Below are 25,442 nucleotides of genomic sequence, written 5' to 3'. Positions count from 1 at the left end.
ACTATTTTAAGGATCTTCACATTCTTATACGCCTATGCGCAGGAGGCTTGTTTTATGAAGATTTCATCAATGAAAAATAAGGTTCTGTTTTTTTCTATTATTGTGTACCTTTTGATTCTTGGGGGAAGTATACTGGCCCTCCTGGTTACTGCCCGTCATATTGTAGGCGCTTCGGTGAGTCAGCAATTGGTGCAGGCGGGGGAGACAAAGAAGCTCGGCCTCCAGTCGTCGGTGAATAGTGAAATGACCCTGGCTATGAAGATGGCTGATTCTCCCATTATAAAGCGCCATTTTCTAAATCCCCATGATGAGGAGGTAAAGGCCCTGGCCTTTGAGGAGATTGCAGGTTACCGCCGCGCTTTTGCCAGCAATTCTACTTTCTGGGCCAGCGATGCCGACAAGGACTTTTATTCCGATGATGCCTATTCCTATACCGTAAACCCCGATGATCCCGCGGACTATTGGTATAAGATGACCCTCTACGAAACTGATAAGTACAATTTCAATATCAATTACAATGACAACCTGAAAAAGACCATGCTCTGGGTAAATGCCCCGGTCTTTAACGGCACTGGTACAAACAAAACGCCCATAGGGTTGGTAGGAACCGGTATTGTGTTAAGCGATTTTGTGGATTCACAATTTTCGGGCCTTGATTCCGGGATAACCATGTATTTCTACAATAGTGCTTTTGAGATCACCGGCAGTACCGATCAGAACCTGATCATTAACAAGAAAAAGATTACGGATCAAGATCCCGAAATCGCTTCCCAGCTTGATTCGTTTAAAGGAAAAATTTCAGGAGGTGAGTATAAAATCTTTTCTGTCGGAAACACCGAATATTTTATTACCCATGTGGATATGCTCGACTGGGACATGGTGCTTTCCATGCCTGTCAGCTCCGCCATGCTATTGGAAAGCCCCATTACTTCCCTTGCGATAATAATGCTGGCGGTAATACTGGCTGTTTTTGTAATCTGCAATGTGTATGTCAGGTTTATGCTTAATCCTCTGGGTGATTTGCGCCAGTATATGGCGGTTATCGCCGAAGGCGATTTTACCCGCAGCTTCCCCTACAAAAAAGATGATGAAATCGGCGACCTTGTCCATTATTTCAATGAACTGGTAGAAAAAATACGCAGCCTCGTGGGTGCCATCAAGCAGCAGGTCGGCGCCCTTCGCAGCATAAGCGATGAGCTCTCCACCCGCATGGGGCAGACTGCCGCGGCAATCAATGAGATTACCGCTACCATCGGGAGCATAAAGGACAGGGTGATAAACCAGTCTGCCAGCGTTACCGAAACCAATGCAACCATGGGGCAGATCAGCGGTAATATCGCCAAGCTTAACGGTCATGTTGAAAAGCAAACCGAAAGTGTTTCCCAATCATCGTCGGCTATTGAAGAGATGCTCGCCAACATAGAATCTGTTACGAGGACTCTGGTAAAGAACGCCGAAAACGTAACAAGCCTGGCCGAGGCATCCGAAGTGGGCAGAGGCGGACTTCAGGAAGTTGCGGCCGATATTCAGGAAATCGCAAAAGAATCGGAAGGCATCCTCGAAATCAACGGAGTGATGGAAAACATCGCAAGCCAGACCAATCTTCTCTCCATGAATGCCGCCATCGAAGCAGCCCACGCAGGCGAAGCGGGCAAGGGCTTTGCGGTGGTGGCCGACGAGATCCGCAAGCTGGCGGAAAATTCCTCCGAGCAGTCAAAGACTATCTCCGGTGTGCTCAAGAAGATGAAGGCTGCCATCGAGAAAATCACTGGTTCTACCGATGCGGTATTGAACAAATTCGAAGCCATAGATACGCAGGTTAAGACCGTATCGGATCAGGAAGGGAACATACGCAACGCCATGGAAGAGCAGAGTGCGGGGAGCAAGCAGATCCTCGACGCTATTAGCAAGCTGCATGAACTCACCCAGTTGGTCAAAGGCGGTTCCGAAGAAATGCTTACCGGTTCCGGGGAGATCATCAAGGAAGGGGTAAATCTCGAAAAGGCAAGTTCAGAAATCTCCGGCGGCATGAATGAAATGGCTTCGGGCGCTGATCTTATCAATACCGCAGTAATCGATGTTAATCAAATATCAGGGAAGAACAAGGAAAGCATAGAGGTTCTAGTCAAGGAGATTTCCTGGTTCAAGGTGGAATAGGCATGAGACAAACAGCGAAGATAATCGGCATAAACGGCAGCCCCCGGAAGGGCTGGAGCACCCATGTTTTGGTAGAGGAAGCCCTGAAGGGGGCCGCCACAGAGGGCGCGGAAACGGAACTGGTGAACCTCTACGATTTGCAGTTCAAGGGCTGCATCAGCTGCTTTGAATGCAAGCGGAAGGCCGGACCCAGCCTGGGCCGCTGCGCCGTAAAAGACGATATAAAGCCCCTTCTGGACAGAATCGACGCTTGCGACGGCCTCATCCTGGGGTCTCCCATCTATGTCGGCGAAGTAACTGCCTCCGTCCGGGCCTTTATTGAACGCCTTACCTTCCAGTACATAACCTACCGCAAAGACAGGAAAAGCTTTTTCCCCCGGCGCATTCCGGTAAAGCTCATCTACACCATGAATATCCCCGCATCAGCAGTGGAACCCAACGGCTACGGGGTCAAATTCCGCTTTTATGAGGATCTTTTTGCCCGGCTTATCGGCCCTGCCGAAACCCTGCTCTCCACCGAAACCTGGCAGACCACGGACTACGGTAAATATGAAATGACCATGTTCGATGGGGATGAGCGGAAGAAGCGCCGGGAAACAGTCTTCCCCGAGGACAAGCGCAAGGCTTTTGAAATGGGGGCGGGGATTCTGGGGCGTTGATTGCCCCCCGACTTTCAGGCTATTCTTCCATATTATGGATAAACTCGTCATCAAGGGCGCCAGGGAGCATAATCTCAAGAATATAGACCTGGAACTGCCAAGAGATAAACTCATCGTCATTTCGGGCCTTTCGGGGTCGGGGAAGAGTTCCCTGGCCTTTGATACCATCTTTGCGGAGGGCCAGCGCCGCTATGTGGAGAGCCTTTCGGCCTATGCTCGCCAATTTTTGGGGCGCATGGACAAGCCCGACCTGGATTATATCGAGGGCCTGTCGCCGGCTATTTCTATAGAACAAAAAACCACCCACCGCAATCCCCGGTCTATCGTGGGAACTGTCACGGAGATTTACGATTACTACCGTCTCCTCTACGCCCGCATAGGCATACCCCACTGCCCCGAATGCGGCAGGGAGATACGGGAACAGCCTGTGGATCAGATCATCGATTCTATCATGGCCATGGGCGAAGGGGCCAAGATTCAGCTTTTGGCGCCGGTAATCAGGGGGAAGAAAGGGGAGCATCAAAAGATAGTCGAGGATGCCAGGAAGGCGGGCTTTGCCCGGGCCCGCATCGACGGGGTGCCGGTGAACCTGGACGAGAAGATCACCCTTGATAAGCAGAAGAAGCATACCATAGAAATCGTGGTGGACCGCATGGTCATTGCGCCGGAGATACGTTCGCGCCTTGCGGAATCTACGGAGGCCGCCCTCGAAGCCGCCGATGGCATTATGCTGGTGCTTTGCCAGCAGGCAGGGGACAAGTCGGTTCCGTCGGAGCATTTCTTCAGCCAGAAGAACGCCTGCCCTGACTGCGGCATTTCCATTCCCGAACTTCAGCCCCGGCTCTTTTCGTTTAACAATCCCTTCGGGGCCTGCCCTTCATGTTCGGGCCTGGGGATCAAAATGGAGTTCGACCCCAATCTGGTGATACCCGATTCTTCCCTTTCGTTTAACGAAGGGGGCTGTGTTCCCTATAACCCCGATTCGGCCTGGTATAGGGCGCGTTTTGAAAGTCTTGCGAAGCATTACAAATTCAGTCTTGATGCTCCTTTTAAAGATCTTCCCAAAAAAGCCATGGACGCCATACTGTACGGAAGCAAGGACGACATCGAGATCCACTATAAAAATAAAGAGGGAACCAACCACTTCGATTACAACACCAAGTTCCAGGGCATACTCGAAGATCTGCGCCGCCGTTACCTTGAGACCCAGTCGCCGGGCATAAAAGAATGGCTCGAGAAATTCATGAGCCAGAAGCCCTGCGAAGAATGCGGCGGAAGGCGGCTCAAGGGCGAAGTGTTGGGCGTTACCGTGGGGGGCAGGAACATCTGGGATCTCACGAGCCTTTCTGTTACTGATTCGCTTAAATTTTTTGAGACTATCAAATTCAACAAGACTGAAAAAAAGATAGCCTATCAGATCTTAAAAGAGATAAACGCCCGCCTGGGGTTCATGAAAAACGTGGGCCTCGACTATCTTACCCTTGAGCGTAAAGCTGCGACTCTTTCGGGCGGCGAGGCCCAGCGCATACGGCTTGCAACCCAAATCGGGTCGAGCCTTGTGGGGGTTCTTTACATTCTTGACGAACCGAGCATTGGCCTCCACCAGCGGGACAATCAGCGCCTTATCGACACGCTTCTCTACCTCCGCAATTTGGGGAACACCCTCATCGTGGTGGAGCATGACGAGCAGACCCTGCGTACTGCCGACCACATCGTCGACCTCGGCCCCGGCGCGGGCGTTCACGGCGGCAAGGTGGTGGCTCAGGGTACGCCCGCCGAGGTGATGAAGGTTGAAGAAAGTCTCACGGGCCAGTACCTAGCGGGAACCCTCATCATGGATGTTCCTGAAAAGCGGCGTCAGGGGAACGGAAACTTCCTGCGCCTCTACGGCGTTAAGGAACACAATTTAAAGAACATTGACGTGGAAATTCCCTTGGGGATTTTTACCTGCATCACCGGCGTTTCAGGTTCCGGCAAGTCCACGCTTCTTTCGGATGTGCTCTATCCTGTTCTTGCAAATGAGATCAACAACACAAACCGCCCGGAAGGGGAGTGCGATAAAATCGAGGGAACCGAGTTCATCGACAAGGTTATCGACATCGATCAGAGTCCCATAGGGCGTACTCCCCGGTCCAACCCCGCAACCTATGTGGGCGTTTTTACCGCTATACGGGATCTGTTTGCCAGCCTCCCCGACGCCAAAGCCCGGGGTTACAAGCCCGGACGTTTCTCCTTCAACGTGAGGGGAGGGCGTTGCGAAAATTGCGAGGGCGACGGCACCATCAGGATAGAAATGAATTTCCTCCCCGATGTGTATGTTACCTGCGATGTATGCCATGGACAGCGTTTCAACAAGGAAACCCTTGAGATACGCTACAAGGGTAAAAACATCGCCGATGTGCTGGACATGACCATCGAAGAAGCGGCGAAGTTTTTTGAGTTCATTCCCCAGATTGCCCGGAAAATGGACACCCTCCTTTCAGTGGGCCTTGGGTATGTGAAGCTCGGCCAGAGCGCGCTGACACTGTCGGGCGGCGAGGCCCAGCGGGTCAAGCTGGCCCTGGAACTTTCCAAACGTTCCACGGGAAAAACCCTCTATATACTGGACGAACCCACCACGGGCCTCCACTTTGCAGACGTGAAGCAGCTTATGGAAGTGATACAGCGCCTTGTGAACCAGGGGAACACGGTGGTCATGATCGAGCATAACCTCGATGTGCTCCTCCAGGCGGATTACCTCATCGACCTGGGGCCCGAAGGCGGCGACAAGGGAGGGGAGCTTGTGGTTTCGGGAACGCCCGAAAAGGTGGCCCAACACGGCCCTTCTTACACGGGCCAATATTTAAAAGAGATGCTGGAACAGAGATCAAAAAGATCTCAGCGTGTCAGGAAAGTTTCATCAAAGAAATGAAGTTATTCCGGGTTCTCTTTTTTCTTTTCCTCATAATGGGCTTTGCAGCATTTCCTGTATTGGCCCAGGAAGAGCCGGCAGGCGCGGCTGCACCCGCAGCAGAAGCCCCGGTCGCTGCAGAAGCTGGCGCAGCTCCAATAGAAGAAAAAGACCCCAACGCTGAAATTCTCGAACTGGATATTAAAACTTCTACGCTTATGGAATTGGCTTCCTGGTGCAGAAGCCTTGGCCTCTCCGAAGGGGGAACCAAGGATGACCTTGCGAACAGGCTTCGAAGCTATTTTAAACTCCCTGCGGTAGGGGGCACTGTTTCTGCCCAGGCCAAGATCATCACCATCGAGTCTGCCAGGACCACCGAATATTTCACCCTCGATGTGGTGGACGAGGAATATGCGCGCCTCAGGGGGGACGTGGTCATCTCTTTAAAGGACGGGGAGGCGGTGCACCGGGTTAAAGCCTGGGAGATACTCTACAACCGCACGAGAAATGTAATGACGGCGACCGGCGGCGTGGAATATGTCAAAGAAGAAGGGGATACCATCGAGACCTTCAAGGGCGAATCCATTACTGTCAACCTTGATAACTGGTCAAGCATTTTTATGGATGGCATTTCCGAGCGTTCCATAGCAGGCAATAATACTGCATACCGTTTTGCAGGAACCGTGATTTCCCGCAACAGCGAAGAAGTTACTGTCCTTACCCATGCCGAGATTACCAATGGCAGCAATCCTGAGGCTCTCTGGTCACTTAACGCTTCCAAGCTTTGGCTGCTTCCCGGATCTGACTGGGGCATATTAAACGCGGTACTTAAAGTGGGGAATATACCGGTATTATGGCTGCCCTTCTTTTATTATCCCTCCGATGAAATTGTGTTCCATCCGGTATTGGGCTACCGTACCCGGGAGGGGACTTTTGTGCAGACCACTACCTATATTTTGGGGCGGCCAAAAACTTCAGGCACTTCTGAAAATTCAATAACAAAGATATTCGGTTCCAGTTCAGATATGGAAAAAGAGAGGGAAGGCGTTTTTCTCCGCAGCACCGGGAAAAAATACCGTGATGCCAACGACACACGCCTTTCGGTGCTCTTTGATGCGTATGCAAATCTTGGCTTTTACCTGGGCACTGAATTGGCCCTGCCCAGGAAAGGCGCTTTTGGCGCTTTTGATCTTTCCTTCGGCCTGGGCTTAACCAGGAATATTTACGCCATGGGTTCGGGGAGTACGCCCTTCCCGAATTATGACGGTTCCAGTGAATGGAATGATTCACGGTTTTTTTCGTTTGATTTTCCCCTTCGTTACCGTTTTAATATGAACGGCTCTTTTTCCGGGACTTATGGAAGTGTTTCCTGGGGAGTCCCGCTTTATTCCGATCCTTATGTAAACAGGGATTTTTTAAACCGCTCGGAAGAGCTTGATTGGCTTTCCATGCTCCGAGAGGGGGCCACTGCGGAGTCGCAAGTAGCAGAAGATACCTATATTAGTTCTTATGAATGGAGATTAAGCGGTTCCCTCTCACCAAAAGTAACAGCCCTCAATCCTTATATTTCCTCCCTTTCAATTAGCAGTATTACAAGCAGCATGGCGTTTACCACCCGCAATTCCACGAAACCTATGACGTTTGCCCCCATAAGCAATCCAGGGCGCATGTTCTATATCCCCAATAAATTTACCATTATGTCCATTACCGCTTCGGTTTCGGGAACCCCGTATACGTCCGGGGCGCAAGCTTCGGCCTCTCCAACAGCGGGCGGAGGAGTAACGCAAGCGCCGGGGGATTCCATGCTTCCGGGATTGCCCATTTCGCCATGGGAAACCGGGGCGGAAACTGCGGCGGCAGTTGCCAAAACCCAGGGGGATGCGTTTACCCTGACCCCGCCGATCCTGGGCCAGCGTTTCGATCTTGCCCGAATCGGCGGTCCCAGGCTTGTTTTTGATTATCAAGTAAGCCCGTCTTTTGCTTCCGAGCTTCAGTTCAGGACATCCCCTGACAACTGGAAAGAATCGGAGGATGTTGACTGGAGCGAGATTTCTTCAGCCCTGTCAAGGATAAGCGCTTCGGGCAGCATGGGCCTGAGCTTAAGCCAGACATCAGGGGGTATTTATTCGGGGTCTTTCAGGATCTCTTCTACCAGCGCCTGGCAGGATTACAATTACCTTAATGAAAATGCCGAAGAATATACAACCGCCGGGGTGACCGATGATGCGAAAATTGTTTCGGCCAGGAAGCGCGCCTATTCCCAGACCAACGTAAATTCTTCATGGGAATTCAGGACATCCTTAAGGCCTTTTTATAACAGTCCTGTTTGGAGCAATTCCAATATCACCTACAATGTTAAAGGGCTTCTCGCAAAAACCGTTTTTGACGATGCCAGCGTTCTGAACCCTGATGACGCCCCCGATTGGGATTGGGAATTCGGCGAATGGACCAAGGAAAAACTGGACACCCATTCCATAGCTGTTAATCTTGCAGCCAATGTAATGGATAAAAGCCAGACCTTTTCTATCACTTCTGTTCTCCCCCCCGAAGATTCCTCCCTTGCGGCAAACGCCGTTGCCAGGGTATGGATCTCGGAGACCAGCGCTTCTACTTCAATCTTTGAGCCTTATGACAATGACAAAAGGAAATGGAGGCCCATCAATGTGACCGAGACTTTGAGGTTCGGTACTTTGGGTTCATTCCAGCAGTACGTGGTGTTTGATCCCGAGATACAGGAATACACAACCTTGAATTCCACCCTCAATCTGGGAGGCTTTTCTGCTGCCTTCAAAGTTGCCTATGCCATACCCTATTTGTTGAACCACAATGGTTCTGTTGATCCCGCAAGGCCCAATGGATGGATACAGGTAGGCGATAAGGAGCTGGAGCCTCAGCAGCTAAGCTTTAACTATGCCAAGTCCTTTAGAAAAGAAAACCTTTGGGGCAAGCGGCTTTCGTTTTCGGTAAACCTGAGTTCCGGCCTCTCGTTTGACCTCCAGCGCTATACCTATTCTTCGCTGGACTTTTCCCTGGGCCTCGGCTTTGGGATAGCGAATTTTCTGGACATAACCCTTTCTGCCAGGTCGAGCAATTCCCAAATTTACCGTTATTTCCAAAACCTGCCTTTCTTCACAGTACCCGTAGAATTGCCCCCAGGAGTGGAGACCAACTTCTTTGTGGATCTTTTCAATTCCTTCCGGTTCGATGATATCGAAAAGAGGCGCAGTTCGGGCTTCAAGCTGAAATCTTTCAGTCTTGATTTGGTCCACCATTTGGGGGATTGGAATGCCAAACTTGGGGTGGCCCTTGTCCCCTATCTTAATAGTACAGCGGGATCTGTGCCGGTTTGGAAATTCAACAGCCAGATCTCATTCCTGGTCCAGTGGGTACCCATTGAAGAAATAAAGGTCGATATGGCTTATGACAAAGAACAGCTCACCTTCAAATAGGCCATGCAGAGAGAGCTTGACTACCATGGGCCAGGGCCATAAACTTTAAGGGAGAGGTATATTTGGACGATAGTATTACCATTGTGCTGGACAACCGGGATATTCTATCCGGGGTTTGCGGCGCCAACGACGGGAACCTCAAGGTTATCGAAGGTTCCCTTGGGGGGCGCATTGCCACCAGAGGCAATGAGATTCGCCTTGAAGGCGCCGGGGATGCCGGGGTACAGCGGTTCAAAACGGTAATGGATACCCTCATTGCCCGGGTGCGGGAGGGGAATTATCCTTCTCCCGATTATGTCAGGGCCCTTGCAGGGGAAGAAGCCCCTGCTGATGAAGAAGAAGCTGTCATCCATATTCCTCATGGCTTTAGCCGGGTGTACCCCCGCAGCAAGAACCAGGCTGCCTATATACGGGGCATGCGCTCCGCCGATATAAGTTTCGGTGTAGGCCCTGCGGGTACAGGCAAGACCTACCTCGCCATAGCCGAAGCCCTGCGGCTGGTGCTCTCCAAAAAGCAGCGCAAGCTTGTGCTCACCCGCCCTGTGGTGGAAGCCGGCGAGAGCCTCGGCTTCCTGCCTGGGGATCTGGCGCAGAAGATAAACCCTTACCTAAGGCCCCTTTACGACGCCATGGAATCCCTCGTACCCTATGAAGTCATACACCGTATGGAAGAAACCAGGGCTATAGAAATAGCCCCCCTGGCTTATATGAGGGGGAGAAGCCTCAACGACTGCGTGGTCATACTGGACGAAGCCCAGAACACCACCAAAGAGCAGATGAAGATGTTCCTGACCCGCATAGGCCAGGGCGCCAGGGCGATGATCACCGGCGACACTACCCAGATAGACCTCCCCAAGCGGGTGGACTCGGGGCTCCTTCACGCAGTCTCTCTCCTGAGCAATGTGGAGGGCCTCAATTTCTCCTGGCTCCATACAGGGGACGTAGTGCGAAACCCACTCATCAAGAAGATTATTCAAGCATATGACAATGAAGAAAAAAAATGAGCCTCCGGACTTTTTGTCCCTTGTCAACAAACTGATCCCCAAATCCTTCCGCACCGGCCCTGGGCTTGCCGCTGTCGGCGCCTTCCTTTTATCCCTCATCGTGATACTGGCAAACATGGATTCCAGCCGGGGCGGCGTGGGAGACCCGGAAGATTTCGAAGTGGGCAAGGTTGCGGACCGGGATGTCATCGCCGAACAGGCTTTGACTTACGAGGACGAAAAGGCCACACGCTTAGCCCTGGAAGCCCAGGAACGCCAGGTGCCTGCGGTTTTCCATTTTTCCGACAAGGCTTCCGAAGAGATGTTGAACAGGTGGAAAGAGTTTGCTGCCTTCGCCGAGGCCCATTCGGCCAAGGGCTCTACCCAGGAAGAATTTGTCCGGGCAATTCACGAAAGGTTTCCCGGCGATTTTTCCGATGACACCCTGGGCATCTTTTTCCATATTGCCAATCATAGGGAAGTGCTTAACCAGGCGGAAACCGTGCTGAACGGGGTTCTGGAGAAGGGGGTCTTTTCCCTTGCCCAGGCAGGGCTCGGAAAATTCAACCAGGATGTAGTGGAACTCATACGCCAGAACGGCGGCCGCACCGAAAGGGAAAGGGTTCCTGTGGGCAGTATTGTTACCAAGGATATGGCTGCCGAAGCAGTTGAACGCCAGACAGCCCTGGGCGCATACAGCTCTGTCCTGGCCCAGATTGCGCCGCAGCTCATAACGCCCTTTATATGGGAAAACATTTTTTATTCCCCTGAAGAAACAGTGCAGCGCCTTATCGAAACAAGATCCAAAACAGAGCCTGTGATAAAATATATTGAAAGGGGCAAGCGGGTAATAAGGAAAGGCTTCATCATAACCGAAGAGGATATGGCCGGCTTCAGGGCCCTCAATTTATCCCTCCCAGGCAATGACGCGCGAAACATAATAGCCCAGATCCTGTTCCTCTTTTTGGTTTTTATTCTTTTGTCCTTTTACTGCTCCAAGGGAGTGTTGGGAAGGAAGCTGACCCACAGCGAGGCATACCTCATCTGTGCCCTCTCGGTTCTTTATATCGCGGGAACAGCATTAATACGAAACCTCTCGTTTGGTTCGGATTCGATAATTGTATCTCTGGTGGTGCCTACCGCATTGGTAATAATGCTGCCTTCGATTTTGATAAGTCCCAGGCTCGGCCTGCTCCTGGCTATGACCCTGCCGCTGGGCGCTTTTATGGCAGGATCGTTTGACATGCCCTCGTATATTTTCGCCGTTGTTTCGGGGGTGGTCGGCTCCTTTGTCCTCCAGGGTGCGGACAAGCGCATGGATCTTATCAAGGCGGGGCTCATCATTGCTGCCGCCAATTGTGTCGCCATGACAGCAATACTGCTAAACCAGCGGGCAGCCGCAGGAAACTACCCCGGCGTGCTTTTTTGGGCAGCCTTTAACGGCCTGGGTTCGGGCATGCTGGTTCTCGGCTTTCTGCCCCCGTTGGAACATGCCCTCAACGCTTCGACCGCATTCAGGCTGATAGAGCTTTCGGATCTCAACGCGCCAATACTGCGGCGGCTCTTTACCGCCGCCCCCGGCACTTACAGCCATTCCATCATGGTTGCCAATTTGGCGGAAACAGCCTGCCAGGATATAGGCGCCAACGCCCTCCTCGCAAGGGTTGGCGCCTATTACCACGATTTAGGGAAGATGGAAAACCCCGATTACTTTGTGGAGAACCAGACAGATCATAACAAGCACGATGACATGGCCCCAAGGCTTTCGGCCACAGTGATACGCAGCCATGTGAAGCTTGGGCTTGAGAAGGCCCGACAGCTCGGGCTGCCCCGGGAAGTAACGGATATAATCGGCGAACACCACGGCAATTCGGTTATCACCTGGTTTTACAATAAAGCCCTCAAGCTGGAGGGCCAGGTAAATATGGAAGATTTCACCTATCCCGGCATGCCCCCCCGCTCCAGGGAGAGCGCAGTGGTGATGCTGGCCGATATGACCGAGGCCGCAGTCCGCACCCTGGACAAACCCACAGTCGCGCGGCTGGAAAAATTCATTCAGGAGCTTTTTAACGCCAAGGTGGAGCATGGGCAGCTTTCGCGGTCGGAACTCACTTTCCAGGATCTTGAAACAATCAAAAACGCTTTTGTCAGGGTTTTGGTCAGTTATTACCATTCACGCATTGAATACCCCAAACTCCCGGGGGAAGCCCAGGGTACTGAAAAATGAACAAAGTCGCCTTCAGCGCCGAAGAAGTTCCCCTGCCTGCATGGAAACCTGAAGCCAAAAGTTTTATACTCAAAACGCTGAAGAAACTGGATATACGCAATTGGGATTTATCGGTGCTGTTCTGCGGGGACAATTGCATTAAAACACTTAATTCCCAATACAGGAACAGGAACGAAGCTACCGATGTGCTTTCTTTTGAACTTGGAGAAACATTCGACGATGGCAAGGGCGGTGTCCGTTGCCTGCCCGGGGATATTGTCATCTCCCTTGAAACCCTCGAAAAGAATGCGGCATATTTCAAGGTGAGCAAAGACGAAGAATTGAAACGCCTGTTAGTCCATGGGATCCTGCATCTGAAGGGCATGGATCATAAAACCAACGAGCCTGGCGAGGCCATGCTCAAGTTGCAGGAGAATATATTGGCCTCTTTGGCCGGAGAACGGATCTTATGAACGCATCATCCTTTAAGCGGGGCTTTTTCAAAAAAGGCTCGGGCGACATAGACAAAAAAACCTACGACTCCCTCGAAGCGGATCAGCAGGAAATGATACAGGGCGTAGTGGAACTGTCGGATACCACCGTCAAGGAAGTCATGCTTCCCCGCATCGACACGGTGTTTTTATCGGCCGATGCTTCCCGGGAGGAGCTCCTCACCCTTATCAGCGAAAGCGGGCATTCCCGTTTCCCTGTTTACAAGGAAACCATAGACAATGTGGTGGGCGTCCTCTATGTGAAAGATGTGCTCAAGGCCCTGGTGCGGAACGATCCTTTCGAAGTGGAAAAACTCGTGCGTAAGCCCTTCTTTGTCCCCGAATCCAAGCATATTGATGAGCTCTTAAAAGAGCTGCGCCGCAGGAAGGTTCATATAGCGGTGGTGGTGGATGAGTACGGCGGGGTCTCGGGCATTGTATGCATGGAAGATATTATAGAAGAAATCATCGGCGATATCCAGGACGAGTTTGATAACGAAACCGAGGATATACTTGATTTAGGCGGCGGGGCATGGCTCTGCGATGCCAGGGTAAACCTCGAAGATCTGGCAGAGGCAATACAGGTGGATCTGCCCATAGAGGGCTTTGACACCCTTGGCGGCTTTGTCTTCGATCTTTTCGGGAAGATACCGGTCAAGTTTGAAAAGGCCGCCTGGGAGGGCATTGATTTTATCGTGCAGGAGATGGAGGGGCATAAGATCAACACGGTAAAGATAGTCCTCCGCCAGGAAGGGAATAGCTGATGATTATTGCCGGTAAGCTGAACGCTGTTAAGCGCACTGCTGTGTTATTAGTACTATTACTCCTGGTAGCTGGCACTGTGTCTGCCCAGAACACCAATCCGTCATGGTGGTACGAAAGGGGCAGCGCGAGCATGAATGCTGAGGACTGGTATGCCGCTGCCGAATCCTTTATCGAATGTATACGCTTAAACCCCGCCCATGCCGAAGGCAACGCCGCCCTTGCGGAGTGTTACTACGAGCTGGGAGAATTTGACGAGGCCCTCCTCTGGGTACGCAAGGCCCGTTCCCTTGCAAGGGGCAGCATGGCGCTTGCAAACCTTGAAGCTTCTGTCCAAATTGCCCTGGGCAATCTTGAGGAAGCCTCCAAAGTTATCAACGATATCCTCTCCCGCGAGCCTTACAACAAAGAAGCCCTCTTTACAGCGGCAGAGCTGGACATAGCCCGGGGCAGGGCAGGGGACGCGGTCATACGTTTCAGGGAGGCGGTGCGCCGTTTCCCCGACGATAGGCGCCTTCTTGTCTCTTTGGCCCTGGTCCTGGGTTCCCTTGGCGACGAGGACGCCGCCCGTTCCTATATAGAGCGCGCCCTGGTCCAGCACCCTGACGATTACCGGGTCTATTATTACGCTTCGTATTTGGCTGCCCGGAGGAACAATATCGCCCAGGCCCTTGCCTATGCCGAGCAGTCCCTCTTTTACCGCCCCGGCTATGCCCCGGCCGGTTCCCTCCTCGCATCCCTTCGCTACCGCGCGGGCCAATACGAAGAAGCAGCCAGGCTTGCCGATGAACTCATAGCCAGGAAGCGGGAAAATGCCCATGCCTGGTATCTTAAAGGCATGGCTTATGTCAGGCTCGGACGCAACGCGGAGGCCATCTCCGTATTGTCCACTGCAGCCGCAGTTGCCCCGGAAGACGAATTCATACGCTCCAGCCTGGAAGAGCTTCTCATCACAGGCACCAAAGTCGAAGACCCCCAGAGAAGCCGCTGGGCTTCCTGGCATTTTGCCCGGGCCAGGGATTACCGTTCCCGGAACCTTCTGGAGCAAGCCCTCTTTGAATACCGCCGGGGCTTGAGGCTCAACCCCTACGCCAGGGATCGCCGCGAATACGCGGACCTCTTGCGGCTGCAGGGCTTTCCCGCCCGCTACCTAGAGGAACTCAAGTTCATGCAGAACCTTGGGCTGGCTGACAAGACCCTGAATGACGCCGTCGAATCCTACACCGCCCTGCTGGGGAACGCGCTCTTCCGTCGCTGGGAAGTTGACCCAGTAGCCATCTCCAAACCCCATTGGAAAGTAGCGGTGTTTTCCGTGGCAAACCAGTCCGCCTTTTTCCACGCCGATGCAGGGGCCGCAGGCTCCGCCTATATAAAGGATCTTTTGGTCCACGAGCGGAACCTTGGTTCCATGGATCTGGATCTGCGCCAAAGCTCCTTCTCCCAGGCCTTCCGCACGGCCCGTGAAAACAACGCCGATTATTTCCTCGTCGTCTCGGTCGCCGAGAACGAGCGGGATATTTCGATTACCGGAGAACTCTTCGTAGCCCGTACGGGGGCCGCAGCGGCGGTATTCAGTACCTACCGCACAGGCCGGGACAGGCTGCGCGACGCCAGCAGGGGCATTGTGGAGCAGCTTTCCAAAGCCCTCCCATTCAGGGCCGAACTCATACGCCGCCGCCAGGGCCAGGGCCTCATCGACAAGGGCCGCGCCGACGGCGTCAAAGACGGCGATGCTTTCGACGTAGTCCGCCAGGGCAGCGCCGGCATACTCAGCCAGGGCATTGGCCTGGTCTATGCCCCCGACGATGTCATAGGTAAATTCATCGTGGAAAAAGCCGACGAAGAAGTCTCCGCCGGCCTTCTGGAACGGACAGGCTTCTTTGACCGCATAGTCCAGGGCGACGAAATATTCATCATCCCCAAAAAGGAAGAAGGCGCAGCAGCTCCTTCGCCAAGCGTGGCCGATCCGGAACTGCGGGGTCTGCTGCGGACTTTGAGGTAGGACAAGAGTTTGCCGGCAGTTAACTTGTGTGGGCATTGGCGGAAAATTCAAGGTATATTTGACAAATATCCTACTTTAGCTATAATATAAGGTATAATCGATATATCCTACTTTTGTAAAATGTAGGAGGAGGCTATTTTGAGCGAAGTTATGGTTGTTTCTACAAAGGGGCAAATTACCCTACCGGCGAGGGTACGTACCCAATTTGGCATTAAGAGCGGGGACAGAATAGTCGGAGAATATTTAAATGATGGTTTTGTTATCAGGAAACCCCGCGATTTTTCTTCCCTGCAGGGTAGCCTTTCGGGGGGAAAAATGCCCGATGATGAGGAGGATCTCCTCACGCGCGAAGCGGGCAAAAGGATGATTGAGCGGCGATGAAACAATATTTTGTGGACAGTAACGTCTTTCTCAGGTATTTCAATAAAGATGAACCAAAACATTCCGCTGCTGCTGCTGACCTTTTTAAGAAGGCTAAAGATGGAAAGGTTTGCCTCTTTTGCGGGCCGCCGGTATTTTTTGAAATCGCCTGGGTTTTACGTTCGTTCTATAAGCAGGCTAATAATGATATTTTGGACACCCTGGAGTCAATCCTTTCGATCCAGGGCCTGAAGATATTTGATATCGAATATGTCAGCGCGGCAATTGCCCTGGCACGGGAAAAAAACCGAGGCTTTGCCGACAGTTACATTGCAGTTACCGCGCTGAATAAAAACATGGGTATCGCCACCTTTAACGGGAAGCATTTTTCGGCCTTTGGAACGGAGCTGTATCCCTTATGTTGACTTTTTCAATTTTTTGTGTTATTTTAAAATTTAAGTTGGCTTGGAAGTTTTGACCCCCGGGATAAACCGGTTTTTACGTTTCAAAAAGGTAGGTAAAATGACACGTAATTCCTTGTATCATATAGACTTACCCCCCCCCCCCCCCCCCCCCCCCCCCCCCCCCCCCCCCCCCCCCGAAAAATTTAGTCCATTTTTAGTATCTCCGTATAATAATTCATCAATTACACAAAACCATTCTCAATTAAGGAGGACTCTGTGATAAGGAAATCCATCCAGTCTTGTTTGGCGGTTTTTTTGCTCCTGTTTTTCTTTGGCTGCGAAAATCCTTCAGGCAGTGAAAATCCCTCAGGTACCACCACCAACCCGGAAATTACCGGTTTTAGTTTTATCCCGACAGCGAATTTGCAGGAAGGTGAAACGAACGCTCTCGCCGGAGCAGTAGCCGGTACTCTGGGCAGTGTCCAGGGCGGAACAGGGCCGTTTAGCTATGCCCTCGTTTCAGGCCAAGGAGATATTCATAACGATTATTTTGTCGTTGATAACGCAAGTCTCAGGATAGGCGGAACTGCGCTGCCTACGGGACCATGGGCAGCTAGTACCGACACCGCCTTGACCCCGGGAACCGCCTTGACTGCAGGAAACTATTCGGTACGGGTGCGGGTAAGTGATACCAAGGGTAAAACTTTTGCCAAAGCCATAACCATTATCGTAACGGCGCCGGGGTCCGGCAGTGCCGATTCGGAAATTACGGGTTTTGGTTTTACCCCGACGGTGAATTTACGGGAAGGTGAGAACGTTTTCGCCGGAGTGTCGGTGGGAACTCTGGGTCTTGTTTGGGGTGGAACCGGGCCGTATACCTACGCGCTGGTTTCAGGAAGCGGCGATGCTAACAACAACCGCTTTTTTATATACTATGACTATCTTTATATTTTCAATACCGCTTTGACCGCAGGAACTTATTCGGTGCGGGTACAGGTAAGGGATAGCAAAGGCAAAACTTTTGCCAAATCCATAACTATTACTGTAGCGGTTCCGGAAAGCTCGGAAGCGCCGACTATTATTTCGGAAGACAATATCACCGTACTAAGCGGCACAGGCGGGATGCACCAAGTTTGGGCCATCGGTACATCGCCGATAAGCTACTCCCTGAGCGGAACCGTACCAAACGGTGTGACGATTAACGCCGCCACCGGGCTTATCACGATTGAGGCGTGGACCACCGTAGGGGAGTACTACTTCACCTTAATGGTGGCAAATAGCGCGGGCAGCAATGCGGTAGGATTCGTCTTGACGGTGAATGCCGTGCCTGTTGCACCAACTATCAGCTCGGCAAACAACAAAACCGTTACCTATGGTACGGGCGGGACGCATCAAGTCATTGCCGACGGTACATCGCCGATAAGCTACTCCCTGAGCGGAGCACCGACCGGTGTGACGATTGGCACGGGAACCGGATTTATCACCATTGCCGGGACAAGCGCCGTGGGTTTGCACAGTTTCACGATTACCGCATCGAACGGTACAAGCCCAGACGCAACGCAGACCTTCAGCCTAACGGTGGACAAGCTGACCCTTACCGCTTTGGCGACGGCGGCCAACCGCGTCTATAACGGCTCGGATGAGATTGATGTAACCATCACCCCGACAAACATGGTCGGCACTGACACAGTTACCCTGATGGCGACGGGGACCGTGCATGATGCTAATGTGGGTGATTACAAGACCGTTACCATTGGTAGTATAAGTTTGTCGGGCACGGATTCAGGTAACTACAATGCGCCGATGGGTGTCTTGAACGACCCGACGGTTACTATCACCAAGGCCCCAATCTTCCCGTCCGTGTCGATTGCGTCGCTTGTTGCGCCGGCTGCTCCCAGTCCGTCCTATACCGGCACAAATCCGGGTGATGGCGCGGTGTCGTATACCTATTCCACGGCGGAAAACGGCTGGTATAGCTCGACGGTTCCGACAAGCGAGGGGACCTATTGGGTGAAGGCGACCGTAAGCGAAACAAGCAATTACCAGGGCGGCACGAGCGCGGCAGTATCGTTTACGATTTCCTCTAACGCCCAAGCCCCGCATATTAACAATCAGCTCCAGAATGCGACTTACGCCAGGGGCATTACAGCCACGGCCCTCTCCGTATCGGCATATTCACAGGACGGCGGAACCCTCTCCTATGAGTGGTACAGGAACGCCACGAACAGCACAGCCGGGGGAACCCTGGTAGGTACAAATGCTAGCTATACGCCTTCCACTGCAGAGGAGGGAACCCTGTATTATTACGTGATTGTTACCAACAACAAGAACGGTGGGAGCAGCGCTACAAACGCCTCGGCAACCAGCAATGTTGCGGCCATTACCGTTACCGTTAGGGGTACTATCAGCCTGATTTTCCCGGAGAAAGCGGGCGATGCCTTGCCGGAAGACGCGATTGTCATTTCACAAACCGGTAATGGCAGTCATACCCTTACGGTAAGCGGAACCTACTTCGGCTACCAATGGCGAGTGGATAATAAGGACACAGGAAACAGTACAAACACCCTTCCCCTGCTGGCGGCATCCTATACTCTGGGGACTCATCGGGTAACCGTGGTAGTAACAAGCGCAAGCGGCCATGCCTACTCAAAGACCATCACTTTTAAGGTGGAGGAATAATCATGAAAGGAACGAAAAAAACAATGCCGGCGCTGTTGGCGCTGATCATAGGGCTTTTGATCTTTGGGGGATGTGAGAATCTATCCCTGGAAACGAAACAGGTCCCCACGGCGGGAAAAGGACTGGTACAAGTAAGCCTCGGAAGCCCCGGCACCCGTACCTTGCTGCCCGGTGCGAAGGGCTTATACTACCGGCTGGTATTTACCGCTTTGGATAAAACCACGGTAAACGTGTATATAAACATCAACGCCGCTACTGCGGAGGTGGAACTGACAGAGGGGATTTGGGACCTGGAGGTTAAGGGTTATGCTACATCCAGTTCCACACCGGTACTGATAACGGGTACCAAAACGGGTATCCAGGTAATCCCAGGGGAAACCCTTTCTGTTGAAGTGGAACTGGGCGTACCCACCGTGATGGGTACGGCACACGGAACCCTGGATTATACGATAAGCTTCCCCGCTAATGTAAGCACCGGAACCATCGCCATTAGCGCCATAAACGGCGGTGCTCCCCTGGTAATTAATCTGCTTACCCAGGGAATCATCACTGAAAGTGATGGGATCAAAATCAGCAGCGGCAATACTTCTGTCCTCTCGGGCTACTACTGGATAGCGGTTGAACTGACCGGCCCGGCGGGCAAGGTTGGACAAAGCGAGATTGCCCATATTTATCAGCAACTGACCACCCGGGCGGAGTATACCTTTACGGAGGATGATTTTTCCCGGTTGCCGGAGGTTAAAAGTATTGCGGTAAGTCCACAAACGGTGAGTGTGGGAAAAGGGGAAGATCAGCAGTTCGGTGCTGTGGTAACTGTTACTGGGGATGCGGTGCAAACGGTTACCTGGGGAATTGTGGGATCCTCTGTCTCGGGAACCACGATCAACGGGGATGGACTTTTAACCATTGATGCCGGTGAAACTGCGACAACCCTGACGGTTAAGGCTATTTCTACCCATGACACCAGCAAGTTCGCCACCGCCGAGATTACTGTTATCGTCAACGCCAAAGTCCCGGAAATAAGCGGTCAACCCACAGGCGCGGATTATTCCGTGGGCGCAGCGGCAACGGCCCTCTCTGTAACGGCAAGCGTAACGGACAGCGGAACCCTCTCCTATCAGTGGTACAGCAACGCCACGAACAGTATGATCGGGGGAACCCCGGTAGGCACAGACTCGGCAAGTTATATACCTTCTTCCACCGCAACGGCGGGAACCCTGTACTATTACGTGATAGTTACCAATACTAACAACAGCGTAAATGGCAATACAAGTGTTGCAGCAGCCAGCAATATTGCGGCCGTTACTGTTTATGCGGGTTGCTATGTTCTAGAAGAAGACGGGATACCGGGATCGATATATGAGGCTAATACCTTTACAGATATTCTTGACTGGTTCGGGACTCCAGGCAATACCACAGTAAACACGGGCTATACCATCACACTGAACGCCGACGCTACTATTGCCCCTTTCACTCTTAATGCGGCAAATCTGGTACAAGGCGGCGTTACCATCACCCTGAGAGGGGAAGGCAGGCTGAGGGAAATAAACCTGATCACAACCGGAAGTCTTTTCACCATCGAGAGCGGCTATACCCTGGCGCTGGATAATAATATCACCCTGAAAGGGCGTACGGATAATACTGTGTCGCTGGTGCGTGTAAATAATTACGGTAACTTGCACATGAAGCATGGCGCCCGTATCACTGGCAATACCGCCACCGCCACCCCTTCTGGCGCTTACAGCAATAGTATCATCCATGGCGGTGGGGTGTATGTTGCCGATTATGGAACCTTTACCATGGATGGCGGCGAGATCTCCGACAATGCCGCCGTCACCACCGATAACGGCGGTCACAGCAGTCTCGTCAGCCTCGGCGGTGGGGTGTATGTTGCTAACCATGGAACCTTTACCATGATTAGCGGCAAAATCTCCGGCAATACTGCCAGCAGTAACCCTGAAGATACTAGTGATAGCCACAGCACCGGCGGCGGGATATTTGTTGCTGTTAACGGAACCTTTGTCATGGAAAGCGGCGAAATCTCCAGCAATACCGCCAGCTGCAGCGCCAGTTTCTCCAGTAGTACCAACGATAGCTACGGTGGCGGGGTGTATGCCGACGGAGCCTTTACTATGAAAAACGGTAAAATCGTCGGTAATACCGCCGCCACCCCCTCCAGCAACAGCTACGGCGGTGGGGTGTATGTCTGCCTAGGAACCTTTACTATGAAAAACGGCGAAATTTTCGATAATACTGCCAACAGCGGTGGTGGGGCGTATGTATACACTGATGGGACCTTTTTCATGGAGGATGGCAAAATTGTCGGCAACAGCAATGGTGTGGAAACCAGCGGAACCTTTACTATGAAAAACGGCGAAATCTCCGGCAACAGATTCACTGGGGTATATGTTGACGATCACGGAACCTTTACCATGAAAAGCGGCGAAATCTCTGGCAATACCCATGGAGTGTCTGTTCACTACGGAGCCTTTGCCATGGAGGATGGTAGAATCTCTGGCAATACCCATGGGGGGGTATATGTCAGCTATGGGATCTTTACCATGGGGGACGGCGAAATTTTCGGTAATACAGCCGACTTGGGCGACTCTTATGGCGGCGGCGGCGGGGTGAATGTTACCCACGGAACTTTTACCATGAAAAACGGTGAAATCTTCGGCAATACCGTCATCATTACGGTGCCTTACTACTCTGGAGGGGGCGGCGGGGTGTGTGTCTACTACGGAACCTTTAATATGGAGGGCGGTAAAATCTCCGGCAATACCGTCAACTTACTCGACACTATTGGAGGGGGCGGCGGGGTGTATGTCTTCCGCTCAACTTTTGCCATGAAAGGTGGCGAAATCTCCGGCAATACCGTCACTGGTGTCTACAGTAGAGGTGGTGGGGTATATGTTGACTGGGAACAGACATCCTTTACCAAGACAGGTGGAATTATTTACGGTTATACGGCAAATACAGCATCTCCCGACTACTCCAAGAACAATATGACCAAAGCTTTAGACGGTGCGATACGGAGCTCTCAGGGACATGCGGTGATTTCGTATTATGCGTTGAACAGCACTAGAAGGCGTGAAACCACGGTAACGCCTGCCCAGAACTTGGACAGCACCTTAAGCGGTTCAGCCGGGGGCTGGATAGAATGAGGCTACATCAGGGTTTCTGATTTACTTTCTGAAGAGATATAGTCCGGTTCAAGGGCGGCGGTAAAATGCCGCTTAGGGCTGGTTTTTTCCCCCATTGTATTCAGAATAATTGACCGCGAAAATGAGCTCCGTTGCCAAAGAACGGATTATCAGCATCATAATTATGAATGACCTCCGATAATAGTATTTTATCACAATATTATTTCCTTAAGGAAAGAGCGCTTTGCAAAAGAACAATGCAACATACGGATTAATGACTAGTGAAGGGTAGTTTTCAGACGGAATATTACGCCGACACAGCTCATTGGCGAAATGGTACGGGAGCGGGCTACATCATAGGGTGAAGTAGCGGTCCACACAGCGGCTTCAAGCGCTGCATACAGGGCTGCCTCCAGCAGAGTGTAAATCAACTCCTTCCCCGTTGTACGGTGTTCTTTACCGTTACGACCGTTATCCATTCCGGTAAATCAAGTCCGTATTCGATGGCTATTTCTGGCGTAACCGTTACGGTTCCGAATAACGAGTGAAGAATGTCAAGAAGGTTGTTATTGGTAAGGCCGATTAGGCAGCTTGCATCAGCCCTTTCAGGGCTGTGTGGCAAGGAATATGGTTATACATCGCCGCCAAAGGTGGCGTGTGCATCAGCAATTATGAGTGATGGCAAAGCGTTTGGCATTGGCTATATCCGACTGCAATTCGGCGGTAGTAAGGGTAAAAACCGGGCTTCAAGCGCGGAAACGGCTGTCATATCGGTAGCCTCATTCTTCACCAGCGCGTTCCAATGCCCTTCGGTATAGCGCCGGGGTAATTCGTACCGTAGATTGCTGCAATAATTCAATGCACGGCTTTATCCGGGGTAAAAACCCTTCCTGTTTAGCTTTTAAGAGCAGCCCAATCGTACCAATTATTTTAACATCATAGTATTCCGCGACCTTCCGGCCCTTCTTCTCATCAATCAAAAGCAAGTCGGCGGATTTTTCTTTGTATAGGGTAATCGCTTCCGCCTCACCTTTATGCAGGGATAACTTTATGGAGCGACAAAGCTCAATATCGGTAATTTCAACAACCTTACCCTGCGCCCATTCAGCAATTTTATCTGCATGTGGTTTACCTGGTACGGCTGCTTCCTGATAAACCGCCTCCGGGATCAATACTTCATCGTAGAGTTTTTCAGGCAAATCAAGGTGACCGCATACCGTCAGGGCAAAGAGCGGGGCAGAATCGCAGACAATAATCATTCTACACCGATGCTTGCAAGCTCCCGGTCTAAATCTTCGATTTCATAATTGATAACCGGAATATCCTGAACAGCAAGGAGAGCGGTAAAGTCATAGAGGCATATTCCGCAGAATTCCGCCCCCTGTCCAAGGGTCAGCTTGCCCTGCTGATACATCTTTGTAGCGTATTCTTTCCGCATGGAGGAAACAAGCTCACCCACGGACATATTCAACGAGAGCAATAAATCATCGGAAAACGATATGGCTGCCTGCTGCATACCGAACCTCCCCTATTAAGTATAACGTAAATTTATCATGTTTTGTCCCAGGTTGCAAGGCGCACGAGAGGATAAAAAAATGGTACCGGTTCACGCATTGACGATCCAAAGCTCTGGACGCATTTTTGCATTCCTATTAAACTTAAGCCATGACTTCCCCGAGAGCCCTTTGGCTCGTCCTGCTTATGGCCGCCCTTTCCATCTCCCTTTCCGCACAGAATGTGACCGGACTTCAGGGGGAGGCAAAGAACAACCTCCTGCGCTTAACCTGGGTTGATTCTGTTGATGCCAGGGGGCCGGTGTATATTTACCGGTCGGTTTCGCCTTTTGAACCCGGTACAGACCTTTCCATTTTGGGGAGGCTCATCAAAGTGCCCTATGGGGTTCAGTCTTATATCGACGAAGTTGAATTTCCGGGAACCTGGTACTATTTCGTTGCGGCAAGCGATACCGAGGGGCAGCGTTTTGAACTGCCTCTGCCTCCTGACAACAGCATCGGTATAGAGATTTTGGAATCTTCGGATAGGCTTGCCGTGAGTCCCGCGGCGCCTCCGGCGGAGATTGCGCATGGCGGCGAACCTGGCGTCAACAGTCTGTCGGCTGCGGTCGAGGGTGATAGCGTCATCGTCACGTTCAGAGCCGAAGACAGAGGCAGGGCTGTGGTGCTCTACAGGAGCGCCCGGCCCTTGAAGCAGGCCCGGGACCTTGTGGGGGCTGTAATCGTGCAGCCTGATATTGCCTCGCCTTTTATAGATTATCCTGTGCCGGGGATTCCCTACTATTATGCGGTTATTTTCGAGGATGATTTGACCCGGGGGACAGCGGCATTGTATCCCGGCAGAAACGCCACGGTCGAAGCTGTCGAGGTTCCCCAGGGATCGGACGGGGTAGGGTTGTCTTCCTCTGCCAGCATACGCTCGTTGCCGCTGCCCATGATTTCCCTGGCCGCGGCTGTGCCGGGAATGAATGCCTTTGATGAAACCCCGTCCCCGGTTGAGCTCAGCCCGGAAGCATCCAAAGCCCTGGAGGATCTTGAACCGGTGCAGAGAAAATCGAGCCTTGCCAAAAGCCCCAGGGCTTTCAGCCAGGATCTTGAAGCCCCTGGGGGCGGCGAGGAGTATGCCCTCTATTCCATAATGCAGGATTTTTTTCTGAAAAAAGACTGGGATGGCTGCCGGAATGCCCTCGCAGGCTATCTTGGCCTCCCCCGGAGCAGCGCGTCGGAAGCCCGGGCCCGTTTTTACCTGGGCCAGTGCTACTACTTCCTTGGGCAGCCCCGGGAAAGCCTCTTCGAATTTCTCTCTGCCCAGCCGGCCTACCCCGACGAATCCGCCGAATGGATACAGGCATCACTGGCAGCATTGGTCAAATAAAGGTGTGTTTTAGGGTTTACAATTTCTTCATTTTTACCTAAATTATAATCATGTTTGTATCAATTGCGGTTGATCCCGGTTCCGAAGGGAGGGCCAAAGAGCTGGCCGACCTGCTGGGTCAATACGGGTTTGAAATAGTGCAGAGGGGGCTCTGGGAGTCGGCCTTTGTTTCCGCCGATACCCTGGGCAGGCTCAAGAGGGATTTGGACAAGGCTACTGATGCTTTTGACAGGCTCCGGCTCTTTCAATTTCCCCTGGATGGCGCCCTGGTGCTCACTTCCCTAAAAGAAAAGAAATGGCGGCGTATTGTGGCAAGAAACAGTGTGGCGGCGCCGAAGCCGGCGCCTGCGGCAAAGAAAAGGAGATAA

At 52.1% G+C, this 25,442-nt stretch carries 18 protein-coding genes; 15 read left to right on the top strand and 3 right to left on the bottom strand.

Translation table 11 applies throughout. The features are described 5' to 3' along the window. Positions 1 to 54 precede the first annotated feature (54 nt). The 13 genes from TREAZ_RS17865 (at position 55) to TREAZ_RS10900 (ending at position 22,206) form a co-directional block, all read left to right on the top strand. A complete protein-coding gene (locus TREAZ_RS17865; RefSeq protein ID WP_015711927.1) occupies positions 55 to 2,157 on the top strand; it encodes a methyl-accepting chemotaxis protein in 2,103 nt (700 codons plus the stop codon). Positions 2,158 to 2,159: 2 nt separating this feature from the next. Beyond that, positions 2,160 to 2,816, top strand: a complete 657-nt coding sequence (locus tag TREAZ_RS10955; RefSeq protein ID WP_015711926.1) for a flavodoxin family protein — start codon at positions 2,160 to 2,162, stop codon at positions 2,814 to 2,816. Positions 2,817 to 2,850: 34 nt separating this feature from the next. Beyond that, positions 2,851 to 5,727 carry an excinuclease ABC subunit UvrA gene (uvrA, locus tag TREAZ_RS10950; protein WP_015711925.1) on the top strand — a complete coding sequence of 959 codons (2,877 nt, stop codon included), beginning with the start codon at positions 2,851 to 2,853 and terminating at the stop codon, positions 5,725 to 5,727. Beyond that, positions 5,724 to 9,155 carry an LPS-assembly protein LptD gene (locus TREAZ_RS10945; protein WP_015711924.1) on the top strand — a complete coding sequence of 1,144 codons (3,432 nt, stop codon included), beginning with the start codon at positions 5,724 to 5,726 and terminating at the stop codon, positions 9,153 to 9,155. Before uvrA ends, TREAZ_RS10945 begins: the two co-directional genes overlap by 4 nt. Before the next feature lie 62 nt (positions 9,156 to 9,217). After that, the gene (locus TREAZ_RS10940; RefSeq protein ID WP_015711923.1) at positions 9,218 to 10,159 is read left to right on the top strand and encodes a PhoH family protein; all 942 of its coding nucleotides are present in this window, start codon (positions 9,218 to 9,220) and stop codon (positions 10,157 to 10,159) included. Further along, positions 10,143 to 12,365, top strand: coding sequence for an HD family phosphohydrolase (locus tag TREAZ_RS10935; protein ID WP_015711922.1), 2,223 nt, complete (start codon positions 10,143 to 10,145; stop codon positions 12,363 to 12,365). The genes TREAZ_RS10940 and TREAZ_RS10935 overlap by 17 nt, the downstream gene beginning before the upstream one ends. Continuing rightward, positions 12,362 to 12,817, top strand: a complete 456-nt coding sequence (gene ybeY / locus TREAZ_RS10930; RefSeq protein WP_015711921.1) for an rRNA maturation RNase YbeY — start codon at positions 12,362 to 12,364, stop codon at positions 12,815 to 12,817. Before TREAZ_RS10935 ends, ybeY begins: the two co-directional genes overlap by 4 nt. Beyond that, positions 12,814 to 13,599: a hemolysin family protein gene (locus TREAZ_RS10925; RefSeq protein ID WP_015711920.1), complete on the top strand. Its 786-nt coding sequence runs from the start codon at positions 12,814 to 12,816 to the stop codon at positions 13,597 to 13,599. The genes ybeY and TREAZ_RS10925 overlap by 4 nt, the downstream gene beginning before the upstream one ends. Beyond that, positions 13,599 to 15,599, top strand: a complete 2,001-nt coding sequence (locus TREAZ_RS10920; RefSeq protein WP_015711919.1) for a tetratricopeptide repeat protein — start codon at positions 13,599 to 13,601, stop codon at positions 15,597 to 15,599. Before TREAZ_RS10925 ends, TREAZ_RS10920 begins: the two co-directional genes overlap by 1 nt. Before the next feature lie 138 nt (positions 15,600 to 15,737). After that, on the top strand, positions 15,738 to 15,980 hold the full coding sequence (locus TREAZ_RS10915; RefSeq protein ID WP_015711918.1) for an AbrB/MazE/SpoVT family DNA-binding domain-containing protein: 243 nt from the start codon (positions 15,738 to 15,740) through the stop codon (positions 15,978 to 15,980). After that, positions 15,977 to 16,384, top strand: a complete 408-nt coding sequence (locus TREAZ_RS10910; protein ID WP_015711917.1) for a type II toxin-antitoxin system VapC family toxin — start codon at positions 15,977 to 15,979, stop codon at positions 16,382 to 16,384. The genes TREAZ_RS10915 and TREAZ_RS10910 overlap by 4 nt, the downstream gene beginning before the upstream one ends. Before the next feature lie 255 nt (positions 16,385 to 16,639). Then, positions 16,640 to 19,042: a beta strand repeat-containing protein gene (locus TREAZ_RS10905; RefSeq protein ID WP_015711916.1), complete on the top strand. Its 2,403-nt coding sequence runs from the start codon at positions 16,640 to 16,642 to the stop codon at positions 19,040 to 19,042. Between the two features lie 2 nt (positions 19,043 to 19,044). Further along, positions 19,045 to 22,206: a beta strand repeat-containing protein gene (locus TREAZ_RS10900; protein WP_015711915.1), complete on the top strand. Its 3,162-nt coding sequence runs from the start codon at positions 19,045 to 19,047 to the stop codon at positions 22,204 to 22,206. Between the two features lie 257 nt (positions 22,207 to 22,463). Here the strand turns inward: TREAZ_RS10900 and TREAZ_RS18110 are convergent, their stop codons facing one another. The 3 genes from TREAZ_RS18110 to TREAZ_RS10890 form a co-directional block, all read right to left on the bottom strand. Continuing rightward, positions 22,464 to 22,664, bottom strand: a complete 201-nt coding sequence (locus TREAZ_RS18110) for a hypothetical protein (RefSeq protein ID WP_148257798.1) — start codon at positions 22,662 to 22,664, stop codon at positions 22,464 to 22,466. A 300-nt stretch (positions 22,665 to 22,964) separates the two neighbouring features. Then, a complete protein-coding gene (locus tag TREAZ_RS10895; RefSeq protein WP_015711913.1) occupies positions 22,965 to 23,444 on the bottom strand; it encodes a PIN domain-containing protein in 480 nt (159 codons plus the stop codon). Next, the gene (locus TREAZ_RS10890; protein ID WP_015711912.1) at positions 23,441 to 23,701 is read right to left on the bottom strand and encodes a UPF0175 family protein; all 261 of its coding nucleotides are present in this window, start codon (positions 23,699 to 23,701) and stop codon (positions 23,441 to 23,443) included. The genes TREAZ_RS10895 and TREAZ_RS10890 overlap by 4 nt, the downstream gene beginning before the upstream one ends. A gap of 149 nt (positions 23,702 to 23,850) precedes the next feature. Here TREAZ_RS10890 and TREAZ_RS10885 point away from each other — a divergent pair, with 149 nt between their 5' ends. Beyond that, positions 23,851 to 25,074 carry a tetratricopeptide repeat protein gene (locus TREAZ_RS10885; protein WP_043923059.1) on the top strand — a complete coding sequence of 408 codons (1,224 nt, stop codon included), beginning with the start codon at positions 23,851 to 23,853 and terminating at the stop codon, positions 25,072 to 25,074. A gap of 50 nt (positions 25,075 to 25,124) precedes the next feature. Then, positions 25,125 to 25,442 (top strand): CRISPR-associated protein Cas2, encoded by a 318-nt coding sequence (locus TREAZ_RS10880; protein ID WP_015711910.1) that lies wholly within the window; start codon positions 25,125 to 25,127, stop codon positions 25,440 to 25,442.

The organism is Leadbettera azotonutricia ZAS-9, from assembly GCF_000214355.1.
In the GTDB taxonomy this organism is placed as follows: domain Bacteria; phylum Spirochaetota; class Spirochaetia; order Treponematales; family Breznakiellaceae; genus Leadbettera; species Leadbettera azotonutricia.
Note: the sequence above shows the minus strand (reverse complement) of the source record. Positions and strands in the feature narration are given on the sequence as shown.